This is a genomic window from Streptomyces sp. WMMB 714 (genome assembly GCF_900090125.1).
Classification (GTDB): Bacteria; Actinomycetota; Actinomycetes; order Streptomycetales; family Streptomycetaceae; genus Streptomyces; species Streptomyces daqingensis.
On sequence record NZ_FMHJ01000005.1, the window covers coordinates 294,242 to 319,218 of the forward strand.

At 70.9% G+C, this 24,977-nt stretch carries 19 protein-coding genes and 1 tRNA gene; 4 read left to right on the forward strand and 16 right to left on the reverse strand.

All coding sequences use genetic code 11. The features are described from left to right. The first annotated feature begins 36 nt into the window (after nt 1-36). Both H181DRAFT_RS11410 and H181DRAFT_RS11415 read left to right on the forward strand, forming a co-directional pair. Nucleotides 37-342: a hypothetical protein gene (locus H181DRAFT_RS11410; RefSeq protein WP_045864223.1), complete on the forward strand. Its 306-nt coding sequence runs from the start codon at nt 37-39 to the stop codon at nt 340-342. Between the two features lie 616 nt (nt 343-958). After that, on the forward strand, nt 959-1,297 hold the full coding sequence (locus tag H181DRAFT_RS11415; protein WP_045864419.1) for a chorismate mutase: 339 nt from the start codon (nt 959-961) through the stop codon (nt 1,295-1,297). A gap of 84 nt (nt 1,298-1,381) precedes the next feature. Here the strand turns inward: H181DRAFT_RS11415 and pyk are convergent, their stop codons facing one another. The 8 genes from pyk to H181DRAFT_RS11455 all read right to left on the reverse strand — a co-directional run bounded on the left by pyk (nt 1,382) and on the right by H181DRAFT_RS11455 (nt 11,545). Continuing rightward, nucleotides 1,382-2,821 (reverse strand): pyruvate kinase, encoded by a 1,440-nt coding sequence (pyk, locus tag H181DRAFT_RS11420; protein ID WP_045864224.1) that lies wholly within the window; start codon nt 2,819-2,821, stop codon nt 1,382-1,384. A gap of 179 nt (nt 2,822-3,000) precedes the next feature. Further along, complete coding sequence (locus tag H181DRAFT_RS11425) at nt 3,001-3,711, reverse strand: SIMPL domain-containing protein (protein WP_045864225.1); 711 nt, start codon at nt 3,709-3,711, stop codon at nt 3,001-3,003. Nucleotides 3,712-3,758: 47 nt separating this feature from the next. Next, entirely contained in the window at nt 3,759-4,127 is a 369-nt protein-coding gene (locus tag H181DRAFT_RS11430) for a VOC family protein (RefSeq protein WP_045864226.1), read from the reverse strand. Between the two features lie 183 nt (nt 4,128-4,310). Continuing rightward, nucleotides 4,311-6,053, reverse strand: a complete 1,743-nt coding sequence (locus tag H181DRAFT_RS11435) for a lysine N(6)-hydroxylase/L-ornithine N(5)-oxygenase family protein (protein WP_078895665.1) — start codon at nt 6,051-6,053, stop codon at nt 4,311-4,313. Then, nucleotides 6,050-7,753 carry a pyridoxal phosphate-dependent decarboxylase family protein gene (locus H181DRAFT_RS11440; protein WP_074467814.1) on the reverse strand — a complete coding sequence of 568 codons (1,704 nt, stop codon included), beginning with the start codon at nt 7,751-7,753 and terminating at the stop codon, nt 6,050-6,052. The genes H181DRAFT_RS11435 and H181DRAFT_RS11440 overlap by 4 nt, the downstream gene beginning before the upstream one ends. Nucleotides 7,754-7,969: 216 nt before the next feature. Further along, nucleotides 7,970-10,546, reverse strand: coding sequence for an aminopeptidase N (gene pepN / locus H181DRAFT_RS11445; protein ID WP_045864422.1), 2,577 nt, complete (start codon nt 10,544-10,546; stop codon nt 7,970-7,972). 58 nt (nt 10,547-10,604) lie between these two features. Beyond that, a complete protein-coding gene (locus tag H181DRAFT_RS11450) occupies nt 10,605-11,387 on the reverse strand; it encodes a hypothetical protein (RefSeq protein ID WP_045864227.1) in 783 nt (260 codons plus the stop codon). A gap of 74 nt (nt 11,388-11,461) precedes the next feature. Beyond that, a tRNA-Leu gene (locus tag H181DRAFT_RS11455) sits at nt 11,462-11,545 on the reverse strand. Nucleotides 11,546-11,716: 171 nt separating this feature from the next. On the opposite strand from H181DRAFT_RS11455, the gene H181DRAFT_RS11460 reads away from it, so the two are divergent. After that, nucleotides 11,717-12,316, forward strand: coding sequence for an ANTAR domain-containing response regulator (locus tag H181DRAFT_RS11460; RefSeq protein WP_107068745.1), 600 nt, complete (start codon nt 11,717-11,719; stop codon nt 12,314-12,316). A 103-nt stretch (nt 12,317-12,419) separates the two neighbouring features. On the opposite strand, the gene H181DRAFT_RS11465 is transcribed toward H181DRAFT_RS11460, so the two are convergent. From H181DRAFT_RS11465 to H181DRAFT_RS11500, 8 genes are all read right to left on the reverse strand, one after another. Beyond that, nucleotides 12,420-13,136, reverse strand: coding sequence for an ABC transporter ATP-binding protein (locus H181DRAFT_RS11465; RefSeq protein WP_107068737.1), 717 nt, complete (start codon nt 13,134-13,136; stop codon nt 12,420-12,422). Then, a complete protein-coding gene (locus H181DRAFT_RS11470) occupies nt 13,133-14,029 on the reverse strand; it encodes an ABC transporter ATP-binding protein (RefSeq protein WP_045864230.1) in 897 nt (298 codons plus the stop codon). The genes H181DRAFT_RS11465 and H181DRAFT_RS11470 overlap by 4 nt, the downstream gene beginning before the upstream one ends. A gap of 5 nt (nt 14,030-14,034) precedes the next feature. After that, nucleotides 14,035-15,870, reverse strand: a complete 1,836-nt coding sequence (locus H181DRAFT_RS11475) for a branched-chain amino acid ABC transporter permease (RefSeq protein WP_052708551.1) — start codon at nt 15,868-15,870, stop codon at nt 14,035-14,037. A gap of 5 nt (nt 15,871-15,875) precedes the next feature. Next, a complete protein-coding gene (locus H181DRAFT_RS11480) occupies nt 15,876-16,805 on the reverse strand; it encodes a branched-chain amino acid ABC transporter permease (RefSeq protein WP_045864231.1) in 930 nt (309 codons plus the stop codon). A gap of 102 nt (nt 16,806-16,907) precedes the next feature. Continuing rightward, nucleotides 16,908-18,149: a branched-chain amino acid ABC transporter substrate-binding protein gene (locus H181DRAFT_RS11485; RefSeq protein ID WP_045864232.1), complete on the reverse strand. Its 1,242-nt coding sequence runs from the start codon at nt 18,147-18,149 to the stop codon at nt 16,908-16,910. Between the two features lie 288 nt (nt 18,150-18,437). Then, nucleotides 18,438-19,091, reverse strand: a complete 654-nt coding sequence (locus tag H181DRAFT_RS11490) for a hypothetical protein (protein WP_045864233.1) — start codon at nt 19,089-19,091, stop codon at nt 18,438-18,440. 92 nt (nt 19,092-19,183) lie between these two features. Beyond that, complete coding sequence (locus tag H181DRAFT_RS11495; RefSeq protein WP_045864234.1) at nt 19,184-19,636, reverse strand: PaaI family thioesterase; 453 nt, start codon at nt 19,634-19,636, stop codon at nt 19,184-19,186. Nucleotides 19,637-19,711: 75 nt separating this feature from the next. Continuing rightward, nucleotides 19,712-21,982 carry an FdhF/YdeP family oxidoreductase gene (locus tag H181DRAFT_RS11500; RefSeq protein WP_045864235.1) on the reverse strand — a complete coding sequence of 757 codons (2,271 nt, stop codon included), beginning with the start codon at nt 21,980-21,982 and terminating at the stop codon, nt 19,712-19,714. A 132-nt stretch (nt 21,983-22,114) separates the two neighbouring features. Between H181DRAFT_RS11500 and polA the strand changes: the two genes are divergently transcribed. Further along, a complete protein-coding gene (gene polA / locus H181DRAFT_RS11505) occupies nt 22,115-24,769 on the forward strand; it encodes a DNA polymerase I (RefSeq protein WP_254666806.1) in 2,655 nt (884 codons plus the stop codon). Nucleotides 24,770-24,977 lie beyond the last annotated feature (208 nt).

A 24,977-nucleotide genomic window follows, 5' to 3' on the forward strand; every position in this document is an offset into this window, starting at 1 on the left:
CGACGGGTACAAGATGTCCAACCGCAAGGAGGAACCGTGAATCCACGCATCACCCGCCGTCCGGCCGCCGTGCTCGTCGCTGCGATCGCCGCCACCGCTGCCCTGACCCTCACCGCAGGATGCGACGGCAAGAGCAAGGACTGCGACAAACGCGACAAGGGCGCCCCCACCCAGACCACGTTCCAGGAAGACGCGAAGTCGGCCTCTCTCACCAAGACAAGCGGTGGCACGAGTGGCAGCCGGGGCGGCACCACCAGCGGAGGAAACAAGGGAGGCAAGGGCGGCACCACCAATGCCGGACTTACCGCAGGCCACGGCAAGAACAACGGCTGCGACGACTGATGCGAGTTTCGAAGTAGGTGGAGCCATCCGCTGATGGCTGTGATGTGCAAGGTGGCCAGGTAGCGGACTGCGAATTGTCGAAGCGGGGTCGCTGCCGCTCGGTGCCGGCTCGGCAGTGATCTCCGCGGTTCCCGGACTGGCCCGGATCGCGCCGGGTCCTGCGCGTACTGGCCGGGATCACGGAGACCGCGCCGCGGGAGGCGCTCGGCGCTGCGGCCGCCCTGCTGGACGGACTCGCACCGGCGGGCCGCACCAGTCCTCCTGCACGGCGAACTCCCCGGCGGTGCCCCCGCTCCGGGCAACGCCGCCCTTGTCCGCGCGGCACGCGAGATCATCCAGCAGGTACCGCGGGCCACGCGGTGGCGGCCGGCGGCCGTGCCCGCGACAGGTACCGTGTGGTGAACTCCCGTTCCCGGCCGGGCAGTTGCACTCGCGTCGGGCACGCCGCTCCACCGGGGCGGAGACTCGGGGAGAGGCCGGACGCGCGGAGCGATCACGACACGGTACGCGCCCCAGGGCCGTGCCGCGTCACGGGCCGCGGCGGCATAGGGTCGGAGCAGGCGCGGCAGGGGAGCACCGCCCGCCACCACACGGGTCGATCTGGAACGGCATGGCGATGACTCACGACACCCCGGGCAGCACCGGTGAGAGCACGACCGAAGGCATCGAGGAGTCGGTACGGGAGGAGCTGCTCGCGCTGCGCGACAGCATCGACAACATCGACGCGGCCGTGGTGCACATGCTCGCGGAACGCTTCAAGTGCACCCAGCGCGTCGGAAGGCTCAAGGCCGACCACGACCTCCCGCCCGCGGACCCGGCGCGTGAGGCGCGCCAGATCGCCCGCCTGCGGGAGCTGGCGGTCTCCGCGAAACTCGACCCCGCCTTCGCGGAGAAGCTGCTGAACTTCGTCATCGCCGAAGTGATCAGGCACCACGAGACGATGGCCCGCTCCTGAGCGGAGACGGCGGAGACGGCGGAGACGGAGGCGGCGGGACCGCGGGCGCGGCACGGGCCGGGCCCTGCGCCGGTCCCGCCGGAGTCACCTCTTCGGGGCGTCGTCCTCGCCGATGTGGTGGACGCGCACGAGGTTGGTCGACCCCGGCACGCCCGGCGGCGAGCCGGCGGTGATCACGACGAGGTCGCCCTTCCGGCAGCGCCCCAGCTTCAGCAGCTGCTCGTCGACCTGCTCGACCATCTCGTCGGTGGTCTGCACGGTCGGGCCGACGAAGGACTCCACGCCCCAGGTCAGGTTGAGCTGGGCGCTCGTGGCCGGGTCCGGGGTGAAGGCGAGCACCGGCACGGGGGAGCGGTAGCGGGACAGGCGGCGCACCGTGTCCCCGGACTGCGTGAACGCGACGAGGAACTTCGCCCCGAGGAAGTCGCCCATCTCCGCCGCGGCCCGCGCGACGGCGCCGCCCTGCGTGCGCGGCTTGCTGTGCTCGGTGAGCGGCGGCAGGCCCTTGGAGAGCATGTCCTCCTCGGCCGCCTCGACGATGAGGCCCATCGTCTTCACCACCTGCACGGGGTGCTTCCCGACGCTGGTCTCGCCGGAGAGCATCACCGCGTCCGTACCGTCCATCACCGCGTTGGCGACGTCGGAGACCTCGGCACGCGTCGGCCTGGACGAGTCGATCATGGATTCCAGCATCTGCGTGGCCACGATGACGGGCTTCGCGTTGCGCCTGCACAGTTTGATCGCGCGCTTCTGCACCAGCGGCACCGACTCCAGGGGCATCTCCACGCCCAGGTCTCCCCGGGCGACCATCACGCCGTCGAACGCGTCGACGACGGACTCCAGGTTCGAGACGCCCTGCGGCTTCTCCAGCTTCGCGATCACGGGGAGGGAACGGCCCTCCTCCGCCATGACGCGGTGGACCTCCTTCACGTCGTGCCCGCTGCGCACGAAGGAGAGGGCGATGACGTCGGCACCGGTGCGCAGCGCCCAGCGCAGGTCCTCGACGTCCTTCTCGGACAGCGCCGGAACGGAGACCGCGACGCCCGGCAGGTTGAGGCCCTTGTGGTCGGAGACCATGCCGCCCTCGACGACCACGGTCCGCACGGCGGGACCGTCGACGGCGACGACCTCCAGAGTCACGCGGCCGTCGTCGACGAGGATGCGCTCGCCCGCCGAGACGTCGGCGGCCAGACCGGGGTAGGTCGTACCGCAGCGGGAGCGGTCGCCCTCGACGTCCTCCTCGACGGTGATGGTGAACTCGTCGCCGCGTTCAAGGAGTACCGGCCCTTCACGGAAACACCCCAGCCGGATCTTCGGGCCTTGAAGATCAGCCAGGACCCCGACGCTGCGGCCCGCTTCCTCCGCGGCTTTGCGCACCCGGTGGTAGCGCTCCTCGTGCTCGGCGTGCGAGCCATGGCTCATGTTGAGGCGGGCCACGTCCATACCCGCGTCGACGAGCGCCTTGATCTGCTCGTACGAGTTGGTGGCGGGACCCAGTGTGCTGACGATCTTTGCGCGGCGCATACGACGAGCCTACGACTTACCCATGGGTATGGACCGGCCTCAAGGGGAGTCGCCAACGTCCGCCACGCAAAGGTGCATTGACAACTTGTAAAGTGCGCGGCCGCTCGCTCTGATGAGCGCGGGATGCGGTCCGCGGCGCCGCCGGGACGGCACCCGGCGACGCGGCCGGCCCTCGGCCCTCAGAGCGCCGGGCGGCTCATCACGAACCGTGCGTTCACCTGCGCGTGGACCCGCTGCCGCCGCGGCTCCAGGTCCAGCGCGGGCGCCCCCTCCGGGGCGGCTCCGCCGAACCCGGCGGAACGCATCCCCATGGGTGCCTGCGGCGCGGGGCTCTCCGCGCCCTGGTCCGCCAGCTCCACCAGCGCCACCAGATCCGCGCCCAGCGCCCCCGCGTACTCGCGGGCCCTGGTGACGGCCTCACGGACCGCCTGCTGACGAGCCTCCCTGTGCGCGGGGGAGTCGGGGCGCAGCGCCCACCAGGGCCCGGAGACCCGGGTCATCTCCAGGTCGGCGAGGCGCGTGGTCATCTCCCCGAGCGCGGTGAAGTCGCCGACCGTCACCGAGATCTGCACGCGCCCGTTGTAGCAGCGGACACGCTCACGGCGGCCCTTCTCCGCCAGTTCGGGCGTGACGGAGAAGGAGCCGGTGGAGAGCTTCTCGACGGCCTCGCCGTAGCTCTTGACCAGTTCCAGCACCTCGGAGTTGCGCCGGGTCAGCATCTTCAGGGCGTCGCGGCGGCCGGTGCCCCGGGAGGCGACCTGTACCGAGATGTTCGCGATCTCCGGGTCGAACTCGAGGCTCGCCTCGCCGCGTACGGCGACGCGCGGCTCGTCCGGGGTCCCGTACGGAACGGGGCCGGACTCTGCTGTGTGACCAGGGATGTTCGTCATGCGGTCACTCTGGCAGACCTCCGCGCTCCGCGCGGTTGATCCCCGGATCACCCCGGCAGGTGGCACACCGCCTCGACGTTGTTCCCGTCCGGGTCGCGCACGAAGGCCCCGTAGTACGACTCGTGGTACTCGGGCCACAGCCGGGGCGCGTGCAGCACCTCCGCGCCGGCGGCGACAGCGGCCCTGTGGAAGGCGTCGACCGTCTCCCGGCCGGACGCCGTGAACGCGATATGGATCTCGCGCGCCTGCCCCTCACCGCCCGATGGGCCCAGCCAGAAGGCCGGGGCCGCGCTGCCGTAGCCGATGACGTCCCCGAAGTCGAGGACGCGCGTCGCCCCGAGCGGCTCCAGGACGGCGTCGTAGAAGGCTGCCGCTGCGGCAGGATCCTGCGTCTGAATCGAAATGTGATCGAACATCCCTGCAGTGTTCCACCACGCCGATCTCCTGTCAGCCGCTTCAGCTCATCCCCGCGGCGCCACCAGCGCCCCGCCGCCCCACGCACCCGCGACGCCCCCGCCCCGCCCCGCGGGGACGACGACGCCGCTCTGACGTCGACGTAGCGGGAAGCCAGAGCAGGGCGGGGCGTCGCGGAGGGCCGCTCAGCTCATGCGCAGCGGCCGGAAACCCTCGTGCCGCCGGTCCGCCTGCTCGGCCACGCCCGGCGTACCGGCCGCCAGCGCACCCTCAGGGCGCAGCCCGAACGTCGTGAACGCCGTACGCCGGGGAAGCCGGTAATGCTCCTCGCCCGTCAGGGAGTTGAGGATGACCGCGCTCCGATGGGCCACCAGGCCCAGATCCGGCGCCCCGACACCGTGCGTATGCCGCTCCGCGTTCTGCACGTACACCGCGCCCCGCACCGACGGGTCCATCACCAGGCGGTAGTGCTCGTCGATCCGCAGCCGCTCCGCGTCGTCCCGCGCGAGCCACGGCTCCAGCGACGCCAGCACCCCGTCCAGAGGCCGCTCGCGATAGCCGGTGGCCAGCACGACCGCGTCCGTCACCAGCCGCGTGCGCACGTCCTGTTCGGCCTGCTCCAGATGCAGCTCCACGCGGGTCGCCCCGACCCGCCCCGCCGTACGCACGGCGACCCCCGGAGTGATCACCGCGTCGGGCCAGCCGCCGCCCAGCGTCCGGTGGTACAGCTCGTCGTGGATGGCGGCGAGCGTGCCGTGGTCGACCGCCTTGTGCAACTGCCACTGACGGGGCACCAGTTCGTCCCGCACGGACTGCCGCAGACCGTGGAAGTAGCGGGTGTAGTCCGGCGTGAAGTGCTCAAGACCCAGCTTGCTGTACTCCATGGGCGCGAACGCGCCGCTCCGCGTGATCCAGTGCAGCCCCTCCCGCCCGGCGGGACGGTTCCGCAGCAGGTCGAGGAAGACCTCCGCACCCGACTGGCCCGACCCCACCACCGTGACGTGACCGGCCGCCAGCAGCCGCTCCCGTTGCTCCAGATAGCCGGCCGAATGGACGACCGGAGCCCCGGCGCCCGTCGAAGCGGCCAGCGCACGCAGCGGCTCCGGCACGTACGGCGCCGTACCCACACCCAGAACCAGGTTCCTGGCGTACGAACGCCCCTGCTGCGAAGCCGCATCCGCGTCCGTCCTGGTGAAGTCCAGCTCGAACAGGCGCAGTCCGGGATGCCACCGCACCGCGTCGACACGGTGCCCGAAATGCAGCCCCGGACCCGCGGCCGAACCCCGGGCCCCGCCCCTGCCCTTGCCGGGCCCGCCCACGGCACGCGGCCCGGCCGTGGCGAGCCCCTCGCACACCCAGCGGCAGTACGCGTCGTACTCGGTCCGTTCGATGTGGAAACGTTCCCCGAAGTAGAACGGGAAGAGGCGGTCCTGCGCCTTGAGATAGCTGAGGAACGACCAGCGGGACGCAGGATCGGCGAGCGTCACCAGATCGGCCAGGAACGGCACTTGGAGCGTCGCGCCCTCGATGAGCATCCCCGGATGCCACGCGAAACCCGCCCGCTGCTCGTAACACGCGGCCCTCAGCCCCGGCACGCCGTCGGCCAGGGCCGCCAGCGAGAGGTTGGCCGGCCCGATGCCCACGCCCGCCAGGTCCAGGGGCCGGTGCTCCGAGTCATGCCCCTTCGCCCCACTGCCGCCGCCCGGCTCGACGGTCAGCGCGGGACGCCCCTGCGCGGTGCGCTGCCCGGGCAGCGCGTACGGCGAAGCCCCCGCCGCGAACGCGCCCTGCTCCGCGGACGCGCCGCCGCCGGAGGCGTCCCCGCCCGCGCTGCTGCCGCCGTTGACGGCGCCGTAATTCGTCGCATGCGGAGGAAGACCGGGCGCCGGAGCGGACCGGCGGAAGCGCGGATCTTCGGCAGTCGTCATGAGCGCGGGCTCCTTGCTGCACTGGAGGCGGTGACGGAAGTGATGACGTTCGCGGTCCCGGCAGGCGCCGAGGACGCGGGCCGCGGGACGGGCGCGGCGGGCACGTGCGGCGGGGGAGGCGTGCCCGACCGCGACGCCGGCAGGGGCCGCGCAGGCGCGGCGGGTTCCGGCCAGGCCGCCTCCCGCGCCGCCGACGGCAGCGCCTCGATCACGAGTCCGAGCAGAGCCCGCAGATCGCCCTCACCGGCGTGCGGATTGAGCAGCGTCGCCTTCAGCCACAACTCGCCGCACCCGCCCGCCCCTTCCTCCGCGCCGTCCTCCCGGGACACGGCCGCACGGCCCAGGACCGCCCTGCCCTCGGCGAGCAGCCGCCGCCGCACCGCGGCCACGGACTCCGCGTCCGCCCCCACCGGACGGAAGAGCACCGTGGACAGTACGGGCGGACCGAACAGCTCCAGCCGCGGATCCGCATCCACCAGCGCGGCGAGACGCGAGGCCACACCGCACGTCCGCTCCACGAGCGCCCCCACCCCCGCCCGCCCGAGCGCGCGCAGCGTGACCGCGACCTTGAGGACGTCGGGACGCCGCGTCGTACGCAGCGAGCGGCCCAGCAGATCCGGCAGCCCCGCCGCCGTGTCGTCATCGGCGTTCAGATAGTCCGCACGGTGATCCAGCGGCCGCAGCGCCCGCCCGTCCGGAACGACGAACAAGCCGGCCGCGACGGGCTGCCAGCCCAGCTTGTGCAGATCGAGGGTGACGCTGTCCGCCCGCTCCAGACCCGACAGACGCGCACGCAGCCCGCTGCTGAACAGCAGCATCCCCCCGTAGGCGGCGTCCACGTGCAACCGCACCCCACCGCCGCCCCCGCTCCTGGAGCGCACGTCGAACTCCCGGACCACATCGGCCAGTTCGTCCAGCGGATCGATCGCGCCGGTATCCGTCGTACCCGCCGTCGCCACCACGAGGACCGGAGCACCCGGCGCCCGGGTACCCAGCGACTCCAGCGCGGCCCGCAGCCCGGCCGGCTCCAGCACACCCCGCGGCGCCGCCACCCGCACCGGCTCCGGCAGGCCCAGCAGCCACGCCGCGCGCGGCACGCTGTGATGCGCGTTCACCCCGCACACCACCCGCACGCCCGGACCGGACGCCTCCCGCGCCAGCAGCACACCGAGCTGGTTCGACTCCGTCCCCCCGGTCGTCACCAGCGCGTCCGGGCCCCCGTCCACGCCACCCCGCCCGCCGCCGTACAGCAGGCCCGCCAGCGCCCGGCAGACCGACGCCTCCAGCTCCGAAGCCGCGGGAGCCTGATCCCAGGAGTCCATCGACGGATTCAGGACGCTCGCCGACAGGTCCGCCGCCGCCGCGACCGCCAGCGGAGGACAGTGCAGGTGCGCCGCGCACAGCGGATCGGCCGGATCGGCGGCCCCCTCCGCCGCCAACCCCACCAGCGAGCTCAGCGCCTCGACCGCCCCGGTGCCCTCCTCCGGCAGCACCCCTGCGGCCCGGCCGCCCCGCGACTCCCCGAGCACAGCCCGGACCCGCTCCGCCACAGCCGCGGGACCGCCCGACGGCAGCGGACCACCCCGCCGCGCCGCCCCCGCCTCCAGCGCGTCGAACACCACACCCGTCAACGAGCGCAGCGCTGCCGCCCCTTCACTGCCACCCGCGAGCACCCGGGCATCGTCCGCGAACGCATTCATCGGCCAGACTCTTTCGGTTAAGCGGCCACGGCCCCGCGGACCCGGGGGCACGACAAAGCACCCGCCGGACCGGGGAGACGTGGTGAGGTGGGCCTAACCTACGTGCGTCCGGCCTGCGTTGATCTCGATACGAGCCTCATTCGCCCGAAGGGGTTACCGGCCGCCTCTCGCGCACCTTCCCTCCGTAATCCCTCGCGCCCGTAATCCCCGCGCCCGTCACCCCTCGTGCCTGCTCCGGACCCGCAACGCCCGCCGCAGATCGTCCAGCTGATCCGCCATCGCCCGCCGCAGAGACGGCACCACACCGTCCCCCTCCAGGCACTCCTCGCCGAGCCGCACCACCCGCTCCTCGACGAACACCCCCGGGAAACCGGCCCGGCCCACCATCTGCGCCCCGAGACCCCCGCGACGAGCCGCCACCCCCACCGCGTCCGAGAAGTAGCGCCCCACGTACCCGTCCAACAGCCCCAGCTGCTCCGGCTGCCAGAACCCCTCCGCAGTCGCACGCCACATGTAGTTCGACAAGCCGTCCGAACCGAACATCGAAGCCCACGCCGCCTCCTTCGACGCGGCGTCCGGCAGCGCCGCCCGGCAACGAGCCGCACCCTCCTGGCCCTTCGCACCCGGATCGGCCTCCAGCGCCGCATCGATCTCCGCGTGCCCCACGGCGCCCAGCACCGACAGCCGCAGCAGCACACGCCACCGCAGCTCCGCGTCCAGCACCTGCCCGCCCGGCACCGAACCCGCCGACCACCAGCCGCTCAACTCCCCGGCGTCAAACGAACAGTCGATCAGCAGACGTGCGGCCGCCAGCCGCAGCCCCGCACCGTCCCCACCCGGCTCACCCGAATCCGGCGCGGCGCCCGGCGCCTCCCCGCCGAGGCCCGCGAGCACACCCCGGCACACCTCCGACAGCGTCGCCAGCACCCCCGCACGCCGCTCGGCACCCGAGACGAAACGGTCCGCGACCTGCCCGCGCGTGAACTCCAGCACGCTCTCCAGCACCACCACTTCCCGCTCCGCCGGACAGTGCGCACCCACCGCCCCGACGAACTCACCCGGAGCCAGCTCCCCGTCGCGCACCATGTCCCGGGCCGCGGTCCACACCACCGCACGCGACAACCCGTCCGGCAGACCCGACAGAGCCCCCAGGGCCGCCTGCCACGACTCCTCGTCCAGCCGCACCTTCGCGTACGTCAGGTCCCCGTCGTTCGCCAGCACCAGAGCGGGACGCGGTCCCGCCCCCTCCGCCACCGCCGACTCCGCCTCGTCCGCCGCCACTTCACGCTCCGGCCGCTCACGCGGCACCAACCGCCCCGCACCGCCCGGCGCCACGTCGTAGAGCCCCACCCCGACCCGGTGCGGACGGCCCCCCTCGTGCCGCAGCGCCAGCGACCACCGGCCGCCGTCCTCCACCACCCGCGGCGACAGCGTGTCCACCCCCGTCGTACGCAACCAGCGGTCCGCCCACCCCCGCACATCGCGGTCCGACGCCCCGGCCAGCGAATCGAGGAAGTCGGCCAGCGTCGCGTTGCCGAAACGGTGCGCCGACAGATGCCTGTTGATCCCCGCGAGGAAATCCCGGTCGCCCAGCCACGCGGCCAACTGCCGCAACGCGGAAGCACCCTTCGCGTACGAGATGCCGTCGAAGTTCAGCAGCGCCGACGCGGTGTCCGGAACCGAACCCGGATCAGGAGCGACGGGATGGGTCGACGGACGCTGATCCGCGTCGTAGCCCCAGCCCTTGCGCGCCACCGCGAAATCCGTCCACACGCCCGAGAAGCGCGTCGCCTCGTCGAGCACCCGGTACCCCACGTACTCCGCGAACGACTCGTTCAGCCAGATGTCGTCCCACCAGCGCAGCGTCACCAGGTCCCCGAACCACATGTGCGCCATCTCGTGAGCCACCGTCACCCCGCGCGAACTGCGCTCCGACCCGGTCACCGCCGAACGGAACACGTACTCGTCCCGCAGCGTCACCAGCCCCGGATTCTCCATCGCACCGGCGTTGAACTCCGGCACGAACGCCTGGTCGTAGGAGTCGAACGGATACGGCTCGTCGAAGATCTCGTGGTACCGGTCGAAGCAGCGCCGGGTGACGTCCAGCAGCTCCTCCGCGTCCGCGTCCAGGAACTCACCGAGGGACCGGCGCACATGCAGCCCGAACGGCAGCCCCGCATGCTCGGTACGCACCGAGTGGTACGGCCCGGCGGCCACCGCCACCAGATACGTGCTCAGCGGCGGCGTCGCGGCGCACTCCCACCGACCGGCCCCCGTCTTGCGCGCCACCCCGTTGCCCAGCACCGTCCACTCGTCCGGCGCCGTCACGGACACCTCGAAGACCGCCTTCAGATCCGGCTGGTCGAAACACGCGAACACCTGCGGGGCGTTCGAGAGGAAGCACATCGAGTACAGATACACCCGCCCGTCCGCCGGGTCCGTGAACCGGTGCATGCCCTCGCCGACCCGCGAATACGGCATACGCGCCTCGACACGCAGCTCGTGCGGCCCCTCCGCAAGACCCCGCAGCCGCAGGCGACCGTCCGCGAAGTCCGCGCCGGGATCCAGCGCCGTCCCGTCCAACTCCGCACGCAGCAGCGTCTGCGGACGCAGCTCGGCGAACGTCCCGACACCGCCGGCGCCCTCCGCGGCACCTTCGCGGACGGAGAACCGCACGGTCGTCGTCGAGCCGAACACCTCGTCGCCACACGTCAGATCCAGGTCGACGAGGTAGCGCTCGACGTCGACGGTCAGGGCTCGCTTCTGCGCCTCGGCGCGCGTCAGTACGGACATGCGGGTCATGCTGCCGCACGCCTGCGCGGGGCGCACCGGGGTAATCCGCCGCCCCCGGTCAGTACTTGGGGCCGACGTGCTCGTCCATGAGGGCGACGGAGGCGCGGCGGGCGACGGAGACGCTGTACGGGTCGCTGCCACGCGCGAGAGTCGTCCACTCGACTCCGAGCCGGTCCAGCGTGTCAGTGAAGATCTTTCTGATGTCGTCGGACTTGTTGGTGAAGTAGTACCGGGGATATTCGTATCGCTTGCGCTTCCCGCCGACCCTCCGGGTAGTCCAGTTGGTGAAGCGGCAGCCGTCGGAGTGGATCAGTCCTCGGACGAGTCCCCATGGACGGTCGGCAACGATTTCCCGCTGCCAGTCAGCGAGGACGATGCGCCGTTCATGCTTCCGGCCGGGGCCGTGTTGTGGGAATAGGCACTTCCAGTGCTTGCTGTACGACTTGACCTCCGTACAGCCGGTCTTGGCGTGGCGGCCTATGCCCGCCCCCGTAAGCACCTTTCGCATCGCGTTCTCCGCGTCGGCGATGAGCCCCGGCCAACCGTCGCAGCAGTAGATCGACAAATGGTTCTGCTTGCCCTTTGCAGTGATGTGGCCGTCTCCGAGGTAGAGGCCGAGAAGGTAGGCATACGCTCGGTGGTCGATCGGCAGTTTCCGGCAGCGAGGGCAGTTGTGCGGCCGCTCGACGACGGTGATGCCACGCGCCCTGCGTTCCAGGTGCAGCCACCATCCGACAGTGCCGGGCGGTACGCCCAGACTCGCCGCCACGCGGTGGTTGGGGACGCCCTGCGCAAGGAGGGTCAGAGCTTCACCTCTGAGCGACGGCCTGTACTGTTCCATGTGCACAGAGTGAAGATGCGCCGCCGCCCGGGGGACGGGAACAAGCGATCGGTCACTCGAAAGGGTGTTGAAGGTGCCGGGTGCGGGACTCGAACCCGCACGTCCTCTCGGACAGATGTGTTTGAGACATCAGCGTCTGCCTGTTCCGCCAACCCGGCTATATCGGCTCCGTAAGTGTACCGGCTGACGGCTGGCCCTCAGTACTCGATACCCTCGAATCTCCTGCCTGTGTGGAAACGAGGAGCCCAGTGAGCACCGCGGACGTCCCCGAGCCCAACAATTCCGACAACTCCGGCCCCGAGCCCGGCGCCGGCGCCGACAGCGCCCACGTGCCCCCGTCCACCACGCGCGTGGTCATCGCCGAGGACGAGGCCCTGATCCGCATGGATCTCAAGGAGATGCTGGAGGAGGAGGGCTACACCGTCGTCGGTGAGGCGGGGGACGGGCAGACCGCGGTCGACCTCACGCGTGAGCACCGCCCGGACCTGTGCATCTTCGACGTGAAGATGCCCGTCCTGGACGGCATCTCCGCCGCGGAGAAGGTGGCGGAGGAGAGCATCGCGCCGGTGCTGATGCTGACGGCGTTCTCGCAGCGCGAGCTGGTGGAGCGGGCCCGGGACGCGGGCGCGATGGCGTATCTGGTGAAGCCGTTCAGCAAGAGCGACGTGGTGCCGGCCATCGAGATGGCGGTGTCGCGGTTCACGCAGCTGCGGGCGCTGGAGGAGGAGGTCGCGGACCTCTCGCAGCGGCTGGAGACGCGGAAGCTCGTGGACCGGGCGAAGAGCGCGCTGCAGACGCAGTACGGGCTGACGGAGCCTGCCGCGTTCCGCTGGATACAGAAGACGTCGATGGACAGGCGGCTGTCGATGCGGCAGGTCGCCGAGGCCGTCATCGCGGACGCGGAGGAGCGGAAGCAGCAGAACGGGTAGCGGCGGCAGCTGCGCGAGCGGGCCCGCCCTGAGCATTCAGGGTGGGCCCGCTCGTGTGCGGTGCGGTGCGGTGCCCGGGGGTCCGGGCGGCGTGGCGGGAGTGTCAGTCCTCGCCGAGATAGGCCTTGCGTACGGACTCGTCGTGCATGAGTTCCTGGCCGGTGCCCGAGAGGGCGATGGTGCCGATCTCCATGACGTGACCGTGGTCGGCGAGGGAGAGGGCGGCCTGTGCGTTCTGCTCGACGAGCAGGATCGTCGTGCCCTGCGCCTTGAGCTCCGTGATGGTCTCCATGATCTTCTGCATCATGATCGGGGAGAGGCCCATGGAGGGCTCGTCCAGCATGAGGAGCTTGGGGCGCGACATCAGCGCCCGTCCCATGGCGAGCATCTGCTGTTCCCCGCCGGAGAGGGTGCCGGCGGCCTGGCCGCGGCGTTCTCCGAGGATGGGGAAGAGGGTGTAGGCCCGCTCGATGTCCTCCTGGATGCCCGCGGCGTCCTTGCGGAGGAACGCGCCGAGCTGGAGGTTCTCGGTGATGGTCAGGCGGGGGAAGATGCGCCGGCCCTCGGGGGAGTGTGCGATCCCCTTGGCGACGATCTTGTGCGCACCGATGTCGTTGATCACCTCGCCGTTGAAGGTGATCTTCCCGGCGAGCGGCTTGAGCAGCCCGGAGAGGGTGCGCAGCGTGGTGGTCTTGCCCGCGCCGTTGGTGCCGATGAGGGTCACGACCTGACCGGCTTCGACGGTGAAGGAGATGCCCTTGACGGCTTCGATCTTGCCGTAGGCGACGCGGAGGTCTTCGACTTCGAGCAGTGGCATCAGGCCCGCCCTCCCTTGTGGGTCTCGTCGCTGCCGCGTGTCTCTGCTTCGCGTACTTCCGCGGCTTCGGCTTCGCCGGGCTCCCCTTCGAAGGGGGTGCCGAGGTATGCGGCGACGACGCGTTCGTCGGCCTGCACCAGCTCGGGTGAGCCTTCGACGAGTTTCTCGCCCTGGACGAGTACGGCGACCCGGTCGCAGAGGTTGAAGATGAAGCGCATGTCGTGCTCGATGACGAGGACGGCGGTGCCCTTCTCCCGTACGGCGAGGACGAGTTCGCGGGTGGCGCTGGTCTCTCCGGCGGTCATGCCGGCGGTGGGTTCGTCGAGCAGCAGCAGGCCGGGTTCGCTGGCGAGTGCGCGTGCGATCTCCAGCTTGCGCTGCTCGCCGTAGGGGAGGTTGCGTGCGAGGTGGTCGCGCTTGTCCGCGAGTCCGGTGAACTCGAGGAGTTCCATGGCGCGTTCCTCGGAGCTGCGCTCCGCCTTGCGGAAGCCGGGTCCGCGCAGCAGCGCGGAGAAGAGGCCTTCCTTGGTGCGGGTGTGGCGGCCGACGAGGACGTTCTCGAGGACCGTCATGTTGGCGAAGAGCCTGATGTTCTGGAAGGTGCGGGCGATTCCTGCCTGGGTGACCAGGTGGGAGCGGTGCGGGAGCACCTTGCCCTTGTAGGCGACTTCGCCCTCGGTGGGCACGTAGAGCCCGGTGAGGCAGTTGAAGAAGGTGGTCTTGCCCGCGCCGTTGGGGCCGATGAGGCCGACGATCTCGCCGCTGTCGACGGTGAGGTCGACGTTGCGCACGGCGGTGAGGCCGCCGAAGCGTTTGGTCACTCCGGAGGCGCGCAGTACGGGCTGCCGTCCTGACTGGCCGGACGGCGCGGCGCTGGTGGCTGTCGTGGTGGTCATCTGTGTCATGCCTCCGTCTTGCTGAGGCCGGGGCCGCCGGTGGGTACGTCGAGCTGGCCGGTTTCCTTGAATTCGAGCTTCTTGCGGCGGTCCGCGAGGAGGCCTTCGGGGCGGAAGCGCATGAGCAGGATCAGTGCGAGGCCGAACAGCAGCAGCTGGTATTCGCCGATGAACTGCAGCTTGGCCGGGATGAGGTAGAGCAGCGAGGCGCCGATGAGCGGCCCGGACACGGTGCCCATGCCGCCGAGGATGACCGCGGCGAGCAGGAAGGCGGAGTTGGGCGGTACGACTTCGACGAACTGGTACTGCTCGGGTGTCACGGACGAGGTGACGTGGGCCTGGACGGTGCCTGCCATGCCGGCGAGCGTGGCGCCGAGGGCGAAGGCGATGAGCTTCACGCGGAAGCCGTTGATGCCCATGGCGCGTGCCGCGGTCTCGTCCTCGCGGACGGCGACCCAGGCGCGGCCGATGCGGGAGCGGTCGGCGCGGCGGAAGATCGTCACGATGATGATCGTGAAGAGCAGCATCAGCAGGTAGTAGTTGGCGAAGGGGCCCAGCTCGAATCCCGCGATGGTGTGGTCCTCGCCGAGGTTGAATCCGAAGATCACCAGGTCGGGGATGTTGGCGATGCCGTTGGCGCCGTTGGTGACGGACGGCCCGGAGGAGCCGTCGAGGTTCTCCATGCCGATGCGGAAGATCTCGCCGAAGCCGAGGGTGACGATGGCGAGGTAGTCGCCGTGGAGGCGGAGCGTCGGGGCGCCGATGACGACGCCGAAGACGAGCGAGGCGCCCGCTCCGGTGAGGACGGCGGCCCAGAAGGGGAAGTGGACGCCGAGTACGGAGGTTTCGGAGCCGGAGACGAGTGCCGCGGCGTAGGCGCCGACGCCGAGGAACGCGACGTATCCGAGGTCGAGGAGGCCGGCGAGGCCGACGACGACGTTCAGGCCGAGGGCCACGGTGGCGAAGATGAGGATGTTGGCGGCGACGGAGGTGTACTGGTCGCTGCTCTGGGTGAAGGGGAAGCACGCCGCCGCCACGAACGCCGCGGTGAAGGTGACGTTGCGGTGCTTGGCGGTGAGCTTGCCCAGCCGCTGGTTGAGGCCGGCCCGGCCGAGTGCGGTGGCGCCGAATCCGACGAGGATGAGGAAGCCGATGAACAGTTCGCCGTAGGGGGTGTCGATGCCGTACGTGAAGACGTACAGCCCGATGCCGAAGGTGACGGCGATGATCAGCAGCTCGGCCCAGCCGGGGAGTTCCTTGCCGGGGGCGGGGGCGGCGGCCTTGAGGGAGTGGCGGAACCGCCGCCAGGCGCCGGGGTTCCGCAGCGTGGGGTCGGAGGGGTCGAAGGGCTCGTCGGCCTTGAGGCCGAGTGCGCCGACGACGGCGAGGAGGCTGCCGGCGACGGCGACCCACATGCCGGCTTCGAAGTTGACCAGTCCGCCGAGGACGACGGCGATGGCTCCCGCGCTGAACCATGCGACGCCGAGTGTGCCGAGCGAGGCGAGGACGACGGGGGCGGTCCTGCCGCCGGGGGTGAGCCAGCGGAGTCCGCGTACGCCGCTGCCGGAGAGCAGCAGGGCGATGGTCAGCAGCGAGCCGACGAGGGTGAGCGTCTGGAGGTCTACGGGTGAGCCGTAGTAGGTGAGGTCGCCCGGGAATTCGGCGGTCCACGTCCAGGCGAGCATGGTGCTCGCGAAGGTGGTGACGGCGCCTGTGAGCGTGAGGAGCCGGGCGGTCTTGTGCGGCAGCGGGAGGGTGCCGGGGGCGCCGGTGGCGTCGTGGGGTCCTGCCGGTGCGGCGGGTGCGGTGGTGGTGTCCACGTTGGAGTTCGTCGTTGCCATCGCTATCACGCCCTGTCCGCGATGCGTTCGCCGAGCAGGCCCTGCGGTCGTACGAGCAGTACCAGGATCAGCAGGACGAATGCCCATACGTTCTTCCAGGCACCGCCGCCGAAGAGTTCCATGCCGGGGATGAGTTCGATGTACGCCGTGGCGAGTGACTCGGCGAGTCCGAGGACGAGTCCGCCGACCATGGCGCCGTAGATGTTGCCGATGCCGCCGAGGACGGCCGCGGTGAATGCCTTGAGACCGAGGATGAAGCCGATCTTGAAGTCGATCTGGCCGTACTTGAGGCCGTAGGCGATCGCTGCGACACCGCCGAACGCGGCGCCGATGGCGAACGCGGTGACGATGATGCGGTCGGTGTTGATGCCCATCAGCTTGGCGGTGTCGGGGTCCTGCGAGGTGGCCTGCATGGCGCGGCCGGTGCGGGTCTTCGCGACGAAGAAGCCGAGGGCGATCATGCAGACGGGTGCGGCGATGAGGAGGAAGAGCTCTCCGCGCTGGACGTTGGCGCCCAGGAGGTGGACGCTCTCGCCGCTGAACTGCGGGAAGGTGCGGGCCTTCTTGGCGTCGGGGTAGAAGCTCCAGATCAGCTGCTGCAGCATGATGGAGAGGCCGATGGCCGTGATGAGCGGCGCGAGTCGCGGTGCGTTGCGCAGGGGCCGGTAGGCGAAGCGCTCCGCTCCGATGCCCACGAGCACGGAGACGCCGACAGCCAGGACGAGCATCAGCGGCAGGGCGAGCATGAGGGATGTGCCCTTGGGGAGCATCAGCCATGCGGTGAGGCCGCCGAAGGCCCCGAACATGACGATCTCGCCGTGGGCGAAGTTGATGAGCTGAACTATGCCGTAGACCATCGTGTAGCCGATCGCGATGAGGCCGTACATCGCGCCGAGGATGAGTCCACTGGCCAGTTGCTGCGGCAGGTCGTTCACCGCGGGGCCTCCGAGTGGTGTCTGGATGCAGGCCGAGCGGGGGCGCTGTGTGCGCCCCCGCTCGGCGTGATGGGCGGAAGGAACAGGGCGGGGTTGCCCGGTTCAGTCTTTGAACGTGCCGGTCTTGACGGGCTTGTGCTCGCCGTCCTTGACCTCGTACAGCGAGAGCTGCTTGTTGGTGGTGTCGCCGTACTCGTCGAAGCCGACCGCGCCGCTGACGCCGTCGAACTTGACGTCCTGCATGGCCTCGGCCACCTGCTCGCGGGTCTCGTTCATGTCCTCGGGCAGCTTGCCGTCGTTCTTCTCGGCGACGGCCTTGACGGCCTGGATGATGGCCCAGGTGGCGTCGTAGGCGTAGCCGCCGTACGCCTCGTAGGGCAGCTTGTAGCCGGCTGCCTTGTAGGCCTTCATGAAGGTCTTGGCGCTGTCGAGGGTCTCCAGAGGCGCACCCACGGAGGAGGCGATGTCGCCTTCGGAGTTCTTCTTCGCCAGCTTCACGTACTCGGCGCTGAAGAGGGCGTCGCCGCCGACGACGGGGCCCTTGAGTCCGGCCTTCTTGGCCTGGTCGGCGAGGGGCGCTCCGGCCGGGTACTCGCCGCCGTAGTAGACGAAGTCGGGCTTCGCCTTGGCGACCTTGTTGGCCACCGCGTTGAAGTCCTTCTCCTTGGGGTCGACGTGGTCGGTGCCGACCACCTTGCCGCCCAGCTTCTCGAACTCGTCGCGGAAGGTCGCGGCGAGGCCCTTGCCGTAGGTCTTCTTGTCGTCGATGACGTAGACCTTCTTGAGCTTCTTCTCGTTGTACATGTACTGCGCCGCGTACGGGCCCTGGATGGCGTCCGTGGTGGAGGTGCGGAAGTACGTCTTGAAGGGGCGTTCCTTCTTGCCGCTGCGCCAGGCGGTGCCCTGGGTGAGCTCGGGCGCCGTGTTGGCGGGCGAGACCTCGACCATGCCGGCCTTGTCGAAGACCTTCTGCATGGACTGGCCGACGTTGGAGTTCAGCGGGCCGACGGCTCCGACGACCTTCTGGTCGGCGACGAGCTTGGTGGCGTTCGTCTGGCCGGAGGCGGGCTGCCCGGCGTCGTCGAGCGCCTCCAGCTTGAAGGTGACGCCCTCGACGGTCTTCTTCTTGTTGGCGGTCTTGACGGCGAGGTCGGCGGAGTTCTTGATGCCCTGGCCGAGCGCGGACAGGTCACCGGTGAGCGGGGCGTCGAGACCGATGGTCAGGGTCTTGGAGTCTCCACTGCTGCCGCCTCCGCTGTTGTCCCCGCGGGAACCGCACGCGGTGAGCGTGAGGGATCCAGCCGCGACCGCGGTGGTGAGTATGAGCAAGGAACGGTGGCGCACGATCAGTCCTTTCCCCTGGCGGGCCTTCGGAGATGAAGGGCCGTGTCGCGCGCCGGGCACCCTGTACGGAACGGCGGTTCAGGGCTCGCAAAGTTCACGCCCGGCGGCGCGGTGACTGGCGGTGACTCTATGGCCGACGGATCCCGGGGGGCAGAGGGGCAGGGCAAGGTGTGACGTTCTTGTTATTGATGCCCGACCGTGCTGTGTCCGTGGCGGCCTCTCCCGGAAGATCCCGTCTGTGTCGGTCGTGCAGCGGACACGTTTCGCCGGTGCTAAGCAGCAGATGAGTCAGGGGTTGGGAAGGGAATCGGCCGTCGACGGCCCGCACAGCGTCCGGAATGCGTGCGTGAGCGCCCGGGTGTAGCGCTCACCGGGGATCACGCTCAGCTCGAAGGGGCCCAGCTCGTTACCCAGTGTCACGTCGAGGAACGGTGACCGGGCGCGAAGGGGGAGCCGGTCACAGCTGGTGATCCTCGCCGTCACCTTGACGTGCTTCGCACCGCCGGGGCGGACCCGTACCGGGCCGGGCGCGGAGAGGCCGACGCGGAGTCCCTCGTAGTTCTGGCTGACGCGGGTCAGCTTCAGCGGCGAGGTCGCCGCGGCGTGGAGTTCGATGGTGAACGTGCGCCGTCGGCGGTCGCCCAGTTCGAGCCCCCGGAAGGTGATGCGGGCGGCCTGCGCGGGGTGCTGCGGGTGCCGGGGGGCGCCGGTGCCGTGCGTCTCGGTGCCCGCGGGCGGCGCGGCGCGGGTCGGGGCCGACGGGCCGGGCTGCCCGGCCACCGCGTAGCCGCCCGCTGCGAGCAGGGCCAGGGCGGCGGAGCCGAGGACGCCGCGGCGGAGGAGGGCGGGGAGGGCGTCCCACCGCTCGCGGACGCCGGGCCCCTCCCGGCCGGACGCCAGTACGTCCGGTTCGGCCTCGTTCCGGTGTTGTGCCGCCCCCATGCCCGGCAAACTAGCGGCGCTCCGGCCGTGCGGCCAGAGCGCCGTCCGGTGGGACCGTACGGCCCGGGCCCCGCCGGGTCAGGACCGGGCGTTCACAGCTCCCGCAGCAGGCAGGTCAGCCGGGCCGAGCAGACGCGCCTGCCGTCCTCGTCGGTCACGACGGTCTCGTACGTGGCGGTGGAGCGCCCCTGGTGCACGGGAGTGGCGGTGCCGGTGACCAGGCCGGAGCGCACGCCGCGGTGGTGGGTGCAGTTGAGGTCCACGCCGACGGCCTGCTTGGTGGGCCCGCCGTGCAGCATGGCGCCGACGGAGCCCAGGGTTTCGGCGAGCACCGCCGACGCGCCGCCGTGCAGCAGCCCGTAGGGCTGGGTGTTGCCCTCGACGGGCAGGACGCCGGTCACCCTCTCCGGGGCCGCTTCGATGATCTGCAGGCCCATGCGCTCGCCGAGATGCCCCGCGGAGAAGAGGCTCGGCAGGTCCAGGCCGAGGCCGGACCACTCGTCGAGGATCTTCTGCGGGAACTTGGTCGTGGTCTGCTCGCCCATGGGCCGCGGCTCCGATCACGCTTGCTGTGTCGTCGTACTCTTCCGGACCGTCCTATCAGCTGCCTGAGCGTCCGCTCAGGCCGAAGTGACGCGGATCACCACCGACTTGGACGCCGGAGTGTTGCTGCCGTCGGCGGTCGCGTCGAGGGGCACGAGCACGTTGGTCTCCGGGTAGTACGCCGCCGCGCAGCCGCGGGCGACGGGGTAGTGCACGACGCGGAAGCCGCGGGCCGTGCGTTCGGTGCCGTCGCTCCACTCGCTCGTCAGGTCGGCGTACGAGCCGTCGTCGAGGCCGAGTCCGCGGGCGTCCTCGGGGTTGAGGAGCACGACGCGGCGGCCGTTCCTGATGCCCCGGTAGCGGTCGTCCAGGCCGTAGACCGTGGTGTTGTACTGGTCGTGCGAGCGCAGCGTCTGCAGCAGCAGCCGGCCTTCGGGGACCTGGGGCCAGTGGACGCCGGTGGCGGTGAAGTTGGCCTTGCCGGTGGCGGTGGGGAAGCGCCGCTCGTCCCGGGGCGCGTGGGGGAGGGTGAAGCCGCCGGGCCGCGCGACGCGCTCGTTGAACTCCTCGAACCCGGGCACCACCCGGGCGATGCGGTCCCGTACGAGCGCGTAGTCCTTCTCGAAGTCCTCCCAGGGCGTGTGGGAGTCCACGCCGAGGACGCGTCTGGCGAGCCGGGCCACGATCGCCGGCTCCGACAGCAGGTGGGGGCTCGCGGGCTCCAGGCGCCCGCGGGAGGCGTGCACCATGCCCATGGAGTCCTCGACGGTCACGAACTGCTCGCCGCCGCCCTGGAGATCGCGCTCGGTCCGTCCCAGCGTGGGCAGGATCAGCGCGCGGGCCCCCGTGACGCAGTGCGAACGGTTCAGCTTCGTGGAGACGTGCACGCTCAGGCGCGCGCGGCGCATCGCCTCCTCGGTGACGTCCGTGTCGGGGGAGGCGGAGACGAAGTTGCCGCCCATGGCGAAGAAGACCTTCACCTCGCCGTCGCGCATGGCGCGGATCGAACGTACGACGTCCAGGCCGTGCTCGCGGGGGGCGGTGATGCCGAACTCCCGCTCCAGGGCGTCGAGGAAGGCCGGCGCCGGACGCTCGGAGATGCCCATGGTGCGGTCGCCCTGCACGTTGCTGTGGCCGCGGACCGGGCACACTCCCGCACCCCGGCGTCCCACGTTGCCGCGCAGCAGCAGGAAGTTGACGACCTCGCGGATCGTGGCCACGGAGTGCTTGTGCTGGGTGAGGCCCATCGCCCAGCACACGACGGTGCGCCGGGAGGCCAGCACCATCCGCAGGGCCTCCTCGATCTCCTCGCGCTCCAGGCCGGTGGCCCGCAGCGTCGGCTCCCAGCCGGCGGTGCGGGCCACCGCGGCGAACTCCTCGAATCCGTGGGTGTGTTCACGGACGAACTCTTCGTCGACGGCGCCCTCCCGCTCGATGATCAGGCGGCTGAGCATGCGGAAGAGCGCCTGGTCGCCGCCGAGCCGGATCTGCAGGAACAGGTCCGTGAGCGCGGTGCCGGCGCCCGCCAGGCCGCGGGCCGTCTGCGGGTTCTTGAACCGCGTCATCCCGGCCTCGGGCAGCGGGTTGACGGTGATGATCCTCGCCCCGCCCGCCTTGGCCTTCTCGAGCGCGGAGAGCATCCGCGGATGGTTCGTGCCGGGGTTCTGCCCGGCGACGACGATCAGGTCGGCTTCGTAGAGGTCCTCCAGGAGGACGCTGCCCTTGCCGACGCCCAGGGTCTCCGTCAGCGCCTCGCCGGAGGACTCGTGGCACATGTTGGAGCAGTCCGGCAGGTTGTTCGTGCCGAACTCGCGGGCGAAGAGCTGGTAGAGGAAGGCCGCCTCGTTGCTGGTGCGCCCGGAGGTGTAGAACACGGCCTCGTCGGGGGAGCGCAGCTGCCGCAGCTCCTCGGCGACGATGTCGAAGGCCCGCTCCCACGGCACCGGTTCGTAGCGGTCGGCGCCTTCGGCCAGATACATCGGCTGGGTGAGCCGGCCCTGCTGACCGAGCCAGTAGCCGGAGCGCTTCGCGAGATCCGCCACGGGGTGCGCGGCGAAGAAGTCGGGCGTCACGCGGCGCAGCGTCGCCTCCTCGGCGACGGCCTTCGCGCCGTTCTCGCAGAACTCCGCCGTGTGCCGCTTGTCCGGCTCCGGCCAGGCGCAGCCCGGGCAGTCGAAGCCGTCCTTCTGGTTGACGCGCAGCAGCGTCAGCGCGGTCCTGCGCACGCCCATCTGCTGCCGTGCGCTGCGCAGCGACTGCGTCACGGCGGCCGTTCCGGCCGCGGAGTCCAGCGGGGCGGAGACGTCGGGGGCGTCCTGGACGGGGTCGCCGGAAGGGGGCTTTCGCATAGCACGATGGTGCCACGTGGTGCGCTGACCAGCCGTGGGCGTGCGTGCGGACAGGGGTTGTCGGTGGGGCGTGGGAGGATCGGGGACGTGGCTAAGAAGGCATCGAAAGAGACTGCACCGCGCCTGCTCCTGATGGACGGGCATTCGCTCGCGTACCGCGCGTTCTACGCACTGCCCGTGGAGAACTTCTCCACCTCCACGGGGCAGACGACGAACGCGATCTACGGCTTCACCTCGATGCTGTCGAACACCCTGCGTGACGAGGAGCCCACGCACTTCGCCGTCGCCTTCGACGTCTCGCGCAAGACGTGGCGCTCGGCCGAGTTCGCGGAGTACAAGGCGAACCGCTCCAAGGCCCCGGACGAGTTCAAGGGCCAGGTCGAGCTGATCGGCGAGCTGCTGGACGCGATGAAGGTGCCCCGCTTCGCCGTGGAGGGCTTCGAGGCGGACGACGTCATCGCGACGCTGACCACACAGGCGACGGCGGAGGGTTACAAGGTCTCCATCGTCACCGGCGACCGGGACGCCCTGCAGCTGGTCACCGACGACGTCACGGTCCTCTACCCCACGAAGGGCGTCTCGGAGCTGACGCGCTTCACCCCGGAGAAGGTCCAGGAGAAGTACGGCCTGACGCCCGCGCAGTACCCGGACTTCGCGGCCCTGCGCGGGGACCCGTCCGACAACCTCCCCGGCATCCCCGGCGTCGGTGAGAAGACGGCCACGAAGTGGATCAGCCAGTTCGGTTCGTTCGCGGAACTGGCGCGCCGTGCGGACGAGGTGAAGGGAAAGGTCGGCGAGAAGCTCCGCGAGCACCTGGAATCGGTCACCCTCAACCGCCACCTCACGGAACTGTGCCGCGACGTGGAGCTGGACTGCCGCCCCGCCGACCTGGAGCGTGCCGCCTACGACCGCGACACCCTGAACGTCCTGCTGGACGCCCTGGAGTTCCGGCACCTGAACTTCCGTGAGCGCCTGTTCGCGGTCGACCCCGGCGCCAAGGAGGAGGAGGTCGTCCCCGACGCCGGCATCGAGGTCGACGGCACCCTGCTGGGGCGCGGCGAGCTGGCGCCGTGGCTGGCGGAGCACGCGGGCGGCACCCTCGGCCTGGCCACTGTCGACGTGTGGAAGCTGGGCACCGGCAGCGTCAGCGAGATCGCCCTCGCCGCCGCAGACGGGCCCGCCGCCTGGTTCGACCCCGCCCAGCTGGACGAGGCGGACGAGCGGGCGTTCGCCGAGTGGTGCGCCGACGCCTCGCGCACCAAGGCGGTGCACGACGCGAAGGCGATCATGCGGGTCTTCGCCGAGCACGGCTGGAGCGTCGACGGCGTCACCATGGACACGGCGCTCGCCGCGTACCTCGACAAGCCGGGCCGCCGCTCCTTCGCCATGGACGCCCTGTCCGTGGAGTACCTGGGGCGCGAGCTGGGTCCCGCGGACGCCGGCGGCGGGCAGCTCGCCTTCGGCGCCGACGAGCAGGCCGAGGCGCAGTCCCTGATGGTCAAGGCCCGCACGATCCTCGACCTGGGCGAGGTCCTGGAGGACAGGCTCGCGCAGGTGGGCGCCGCCGAGTTGCTGCGGAAGCTGGAACTCCCCACCTCCGCCCTGCTCGCCCGCATGGAACGCGCCGGCATCTGCGCCGACCGCGAGTGGCTGACGGGCCTGGAGCAGCAGTTCGCCGACGCCGTGCAGCAGGCCGTGCGGGAGGCGCACGCGTCGGTGGGGCACGAGTTCAACCTGGGCTCGCCCAAGCAGCTGCAGGAGGTGCTCTTCGGGGAGCTGGCCCTGCCCAAGACGAAGAAGACCAAGACGGGCTGGACGACGGACGCCGACGCGCTCGCCTGGCTCGCAGCGCAGACCGAGCACGAACTGCCCGTGCTGATGCTCCGCTACCGCGAGCAGCAGAAGCTGCGCACCACCGTCGAGGGCCTGATCAAGACCATCGCCGCCGACGGCCGCATCCACACCAGCTTCAGCCAGACCGTCGCCGCGACGGGGCGGCTGTCCTCCACCGAGCCCAACCTGCAGAACGTGCCGGTCCGTACGGACGAGGGGCGGGCCATCCGCCGCGCCTTCCGCGTCGGCGAGGGCTTCGAGACGTTGATGACCGCGGACTACAGCCAGATCGAACTGCGGGTGATGGCCCACCTGTCGGACGACGAGAAGCTCATCGAGGCCATCACCTCAGGGGAGGACCTGCACACCACCGTCGCCTCGCAGGTCTTCGCCGTCACCGAGGACAAGGTCGACGCGGAGATGCGCCGCAAGATCAAGGCGATGTCCTACGGCCTGGCGTACGGACTGTCCGCGTTCGGCCTGTCGCAGCAGCTGGACATCACGCCGGACGAGGCGCGCAAGCTGATGGACAACTACTTCGAGCGCTTCGGCGGCGTGCGCGACTACCTCCACAGGGTCGTCGACGAGGCCCGCGCCTGCGGCTACACCGAGACGATCATGGGTCGCCGCCGCTATCTCCCGGACCTGACCAGCGACAACAGGCAGCGCCGCGAGATGGCGGAGCGGATGGCGCTCAACGCCCCCATCCAGGGCACCGCCGCGGACATCGTGAAGGTCGCCATGCTCGGCGTGGACAAGGCGCTCCGCGAGGAGAAGCTCTCCTCCCGGATGCTCCTGCAAGTGCACGACGAGATCGTGCTGGAGATCGCCCCCGGCGAGCGGGAGGCCGTGGAGGCGCTGGTGCGCCGGGAGATGGCCGGCGCCGTGCACCTGCGGGCCCCGTTGGACGTGTCGGTCGGCGTGGGCGACGACTGGGAGTCCGCAGCGCACTGACGAGCCGGCCCGCCCGCTCAGCCGCTCCGTGCGGTCCGGTGCGGAGCAGCCGTACGTCGCCCCGGCGCGGTCGACTGCCGCCCGGGGCGGCGCCGTTCACCGCCGGAGTGCCCCCTCCGAACGGAGGGGCGCGCCGGTGCCTCCCGTCCGCGCCGTCCGCCCGAGCCGTCCCGCTCCGGGTGCCATCCGTGCCGGTATCGCCTCCGCC

What these genes read in the sequence shown, in the direction of transcription:
- H181DRAFT_RS11495 (WP_045864234.1), bottom strand. Translation starts at nt 19,636, where the DNA reads ATGGGCGAGCAGACCACGACCAAGTTCCCGCAGAAGATCCTCGACGAG.
- polA (WP_254666806.1), top strand. Translation starts at nt 22,115, where the DNA reads ATGGACGGGCATTCGCTCGCGTACCGCGCGTTCTACGCACTGCCCGTG.
- H181DRAFT_RS11425 (WP_045864225.1), bottom strand. Translation starts at nt 3,711, where the DNA reads ATGACGAACATCCCTGGTCACACAGCAGAGTCCGGCCCCGTTCCGTAC.
- H181DRAFT_RS11450 (WP_045864227.1), bottom strand. Translation starts at nt 11,387, where the DNA reads ATGGAACAGTACAGGCCGTCGCTCAGAGGTGAAGCTCTGACCCTCCTT.
- pyk (WP_045864224.1), bottom strand. Translation starts at nt 2,821, where the DNA reads ATGCGCCGCGCAAAGATCGTCAGCACACTGGGTCCCGCCACCAACTCG.
- H181DRAFT_RS11415 (WP_045864419.1), top strand. Translation starts at nt 959, where the DNA reads ATGACTCACGACACCCCGGGCAGCACCGGTGAGAGCACGACCGAAGGC.
- pepN (WP_045864422.1), bottom strand. Translation starts at nt 10,546, where the DNA reads ATGTCCGTACTGACGCGCGCCGAGGCGCAGAAGCGAGCCCTGACCGTC.
- H181DRAFT_RS11490 (WP_045864233.1), bottom strand. Translation starts at nt 19,091, where the DNA reads ATGGGGGCGGCACAACACCGGAACGAGGCCGAACCGGACGTACTGGCG.
- H181DRAFT_RS11430 (WP_045864226.1), bottom strand. Translation starts at nt 4,127, where the DNA reads ATGTTCGATCACATTTCGATTCAGACGCAGGATCCTGCCGCAGCGGCA.
- H181DRAFT_RS11500 (WP_045864235.1), bottom strand. Translation starts at nt 21,982, where the DNA reads ATGCGAAAGCCCCCTTCCGGCGACCCCGTCCAGGACGCCCCCGACGTC.
- H181DRAFT_RS11440 (WP_074467814.1), bottom strand. Translation starts at nt 7,753, where the DNA reads ATGAATGCGTTCGCGGACGATGCCCGGGTGCTCGCGGGTGGCAGTGAA.
- H181DRAFT_RS11435 (WP_078895665.1), bottom strand. Translation starts at nt 6,053, where the DNA reads ATGACGACTGCCGAAGATCCGCGCTTCCGCCGGTCCGCTCCGGCGCCC.
- H181DRAFT_RS11470 (WP_045864230.1), bottom strand. Translation starts at nt 14,029, where the DNA reads ATGACCACCACGACAGCCACCAGCGCCGCGCCGTCCGGCCAGTCAGGA.
- H181DRAFT_RS11475 (WP_052708551.1), bottom strand. Translation starts at nt 15,870, where the DNA reads ATGGCAACGACGAACTCCAACGTGGACACCACCACCGCACCCGCCGCA.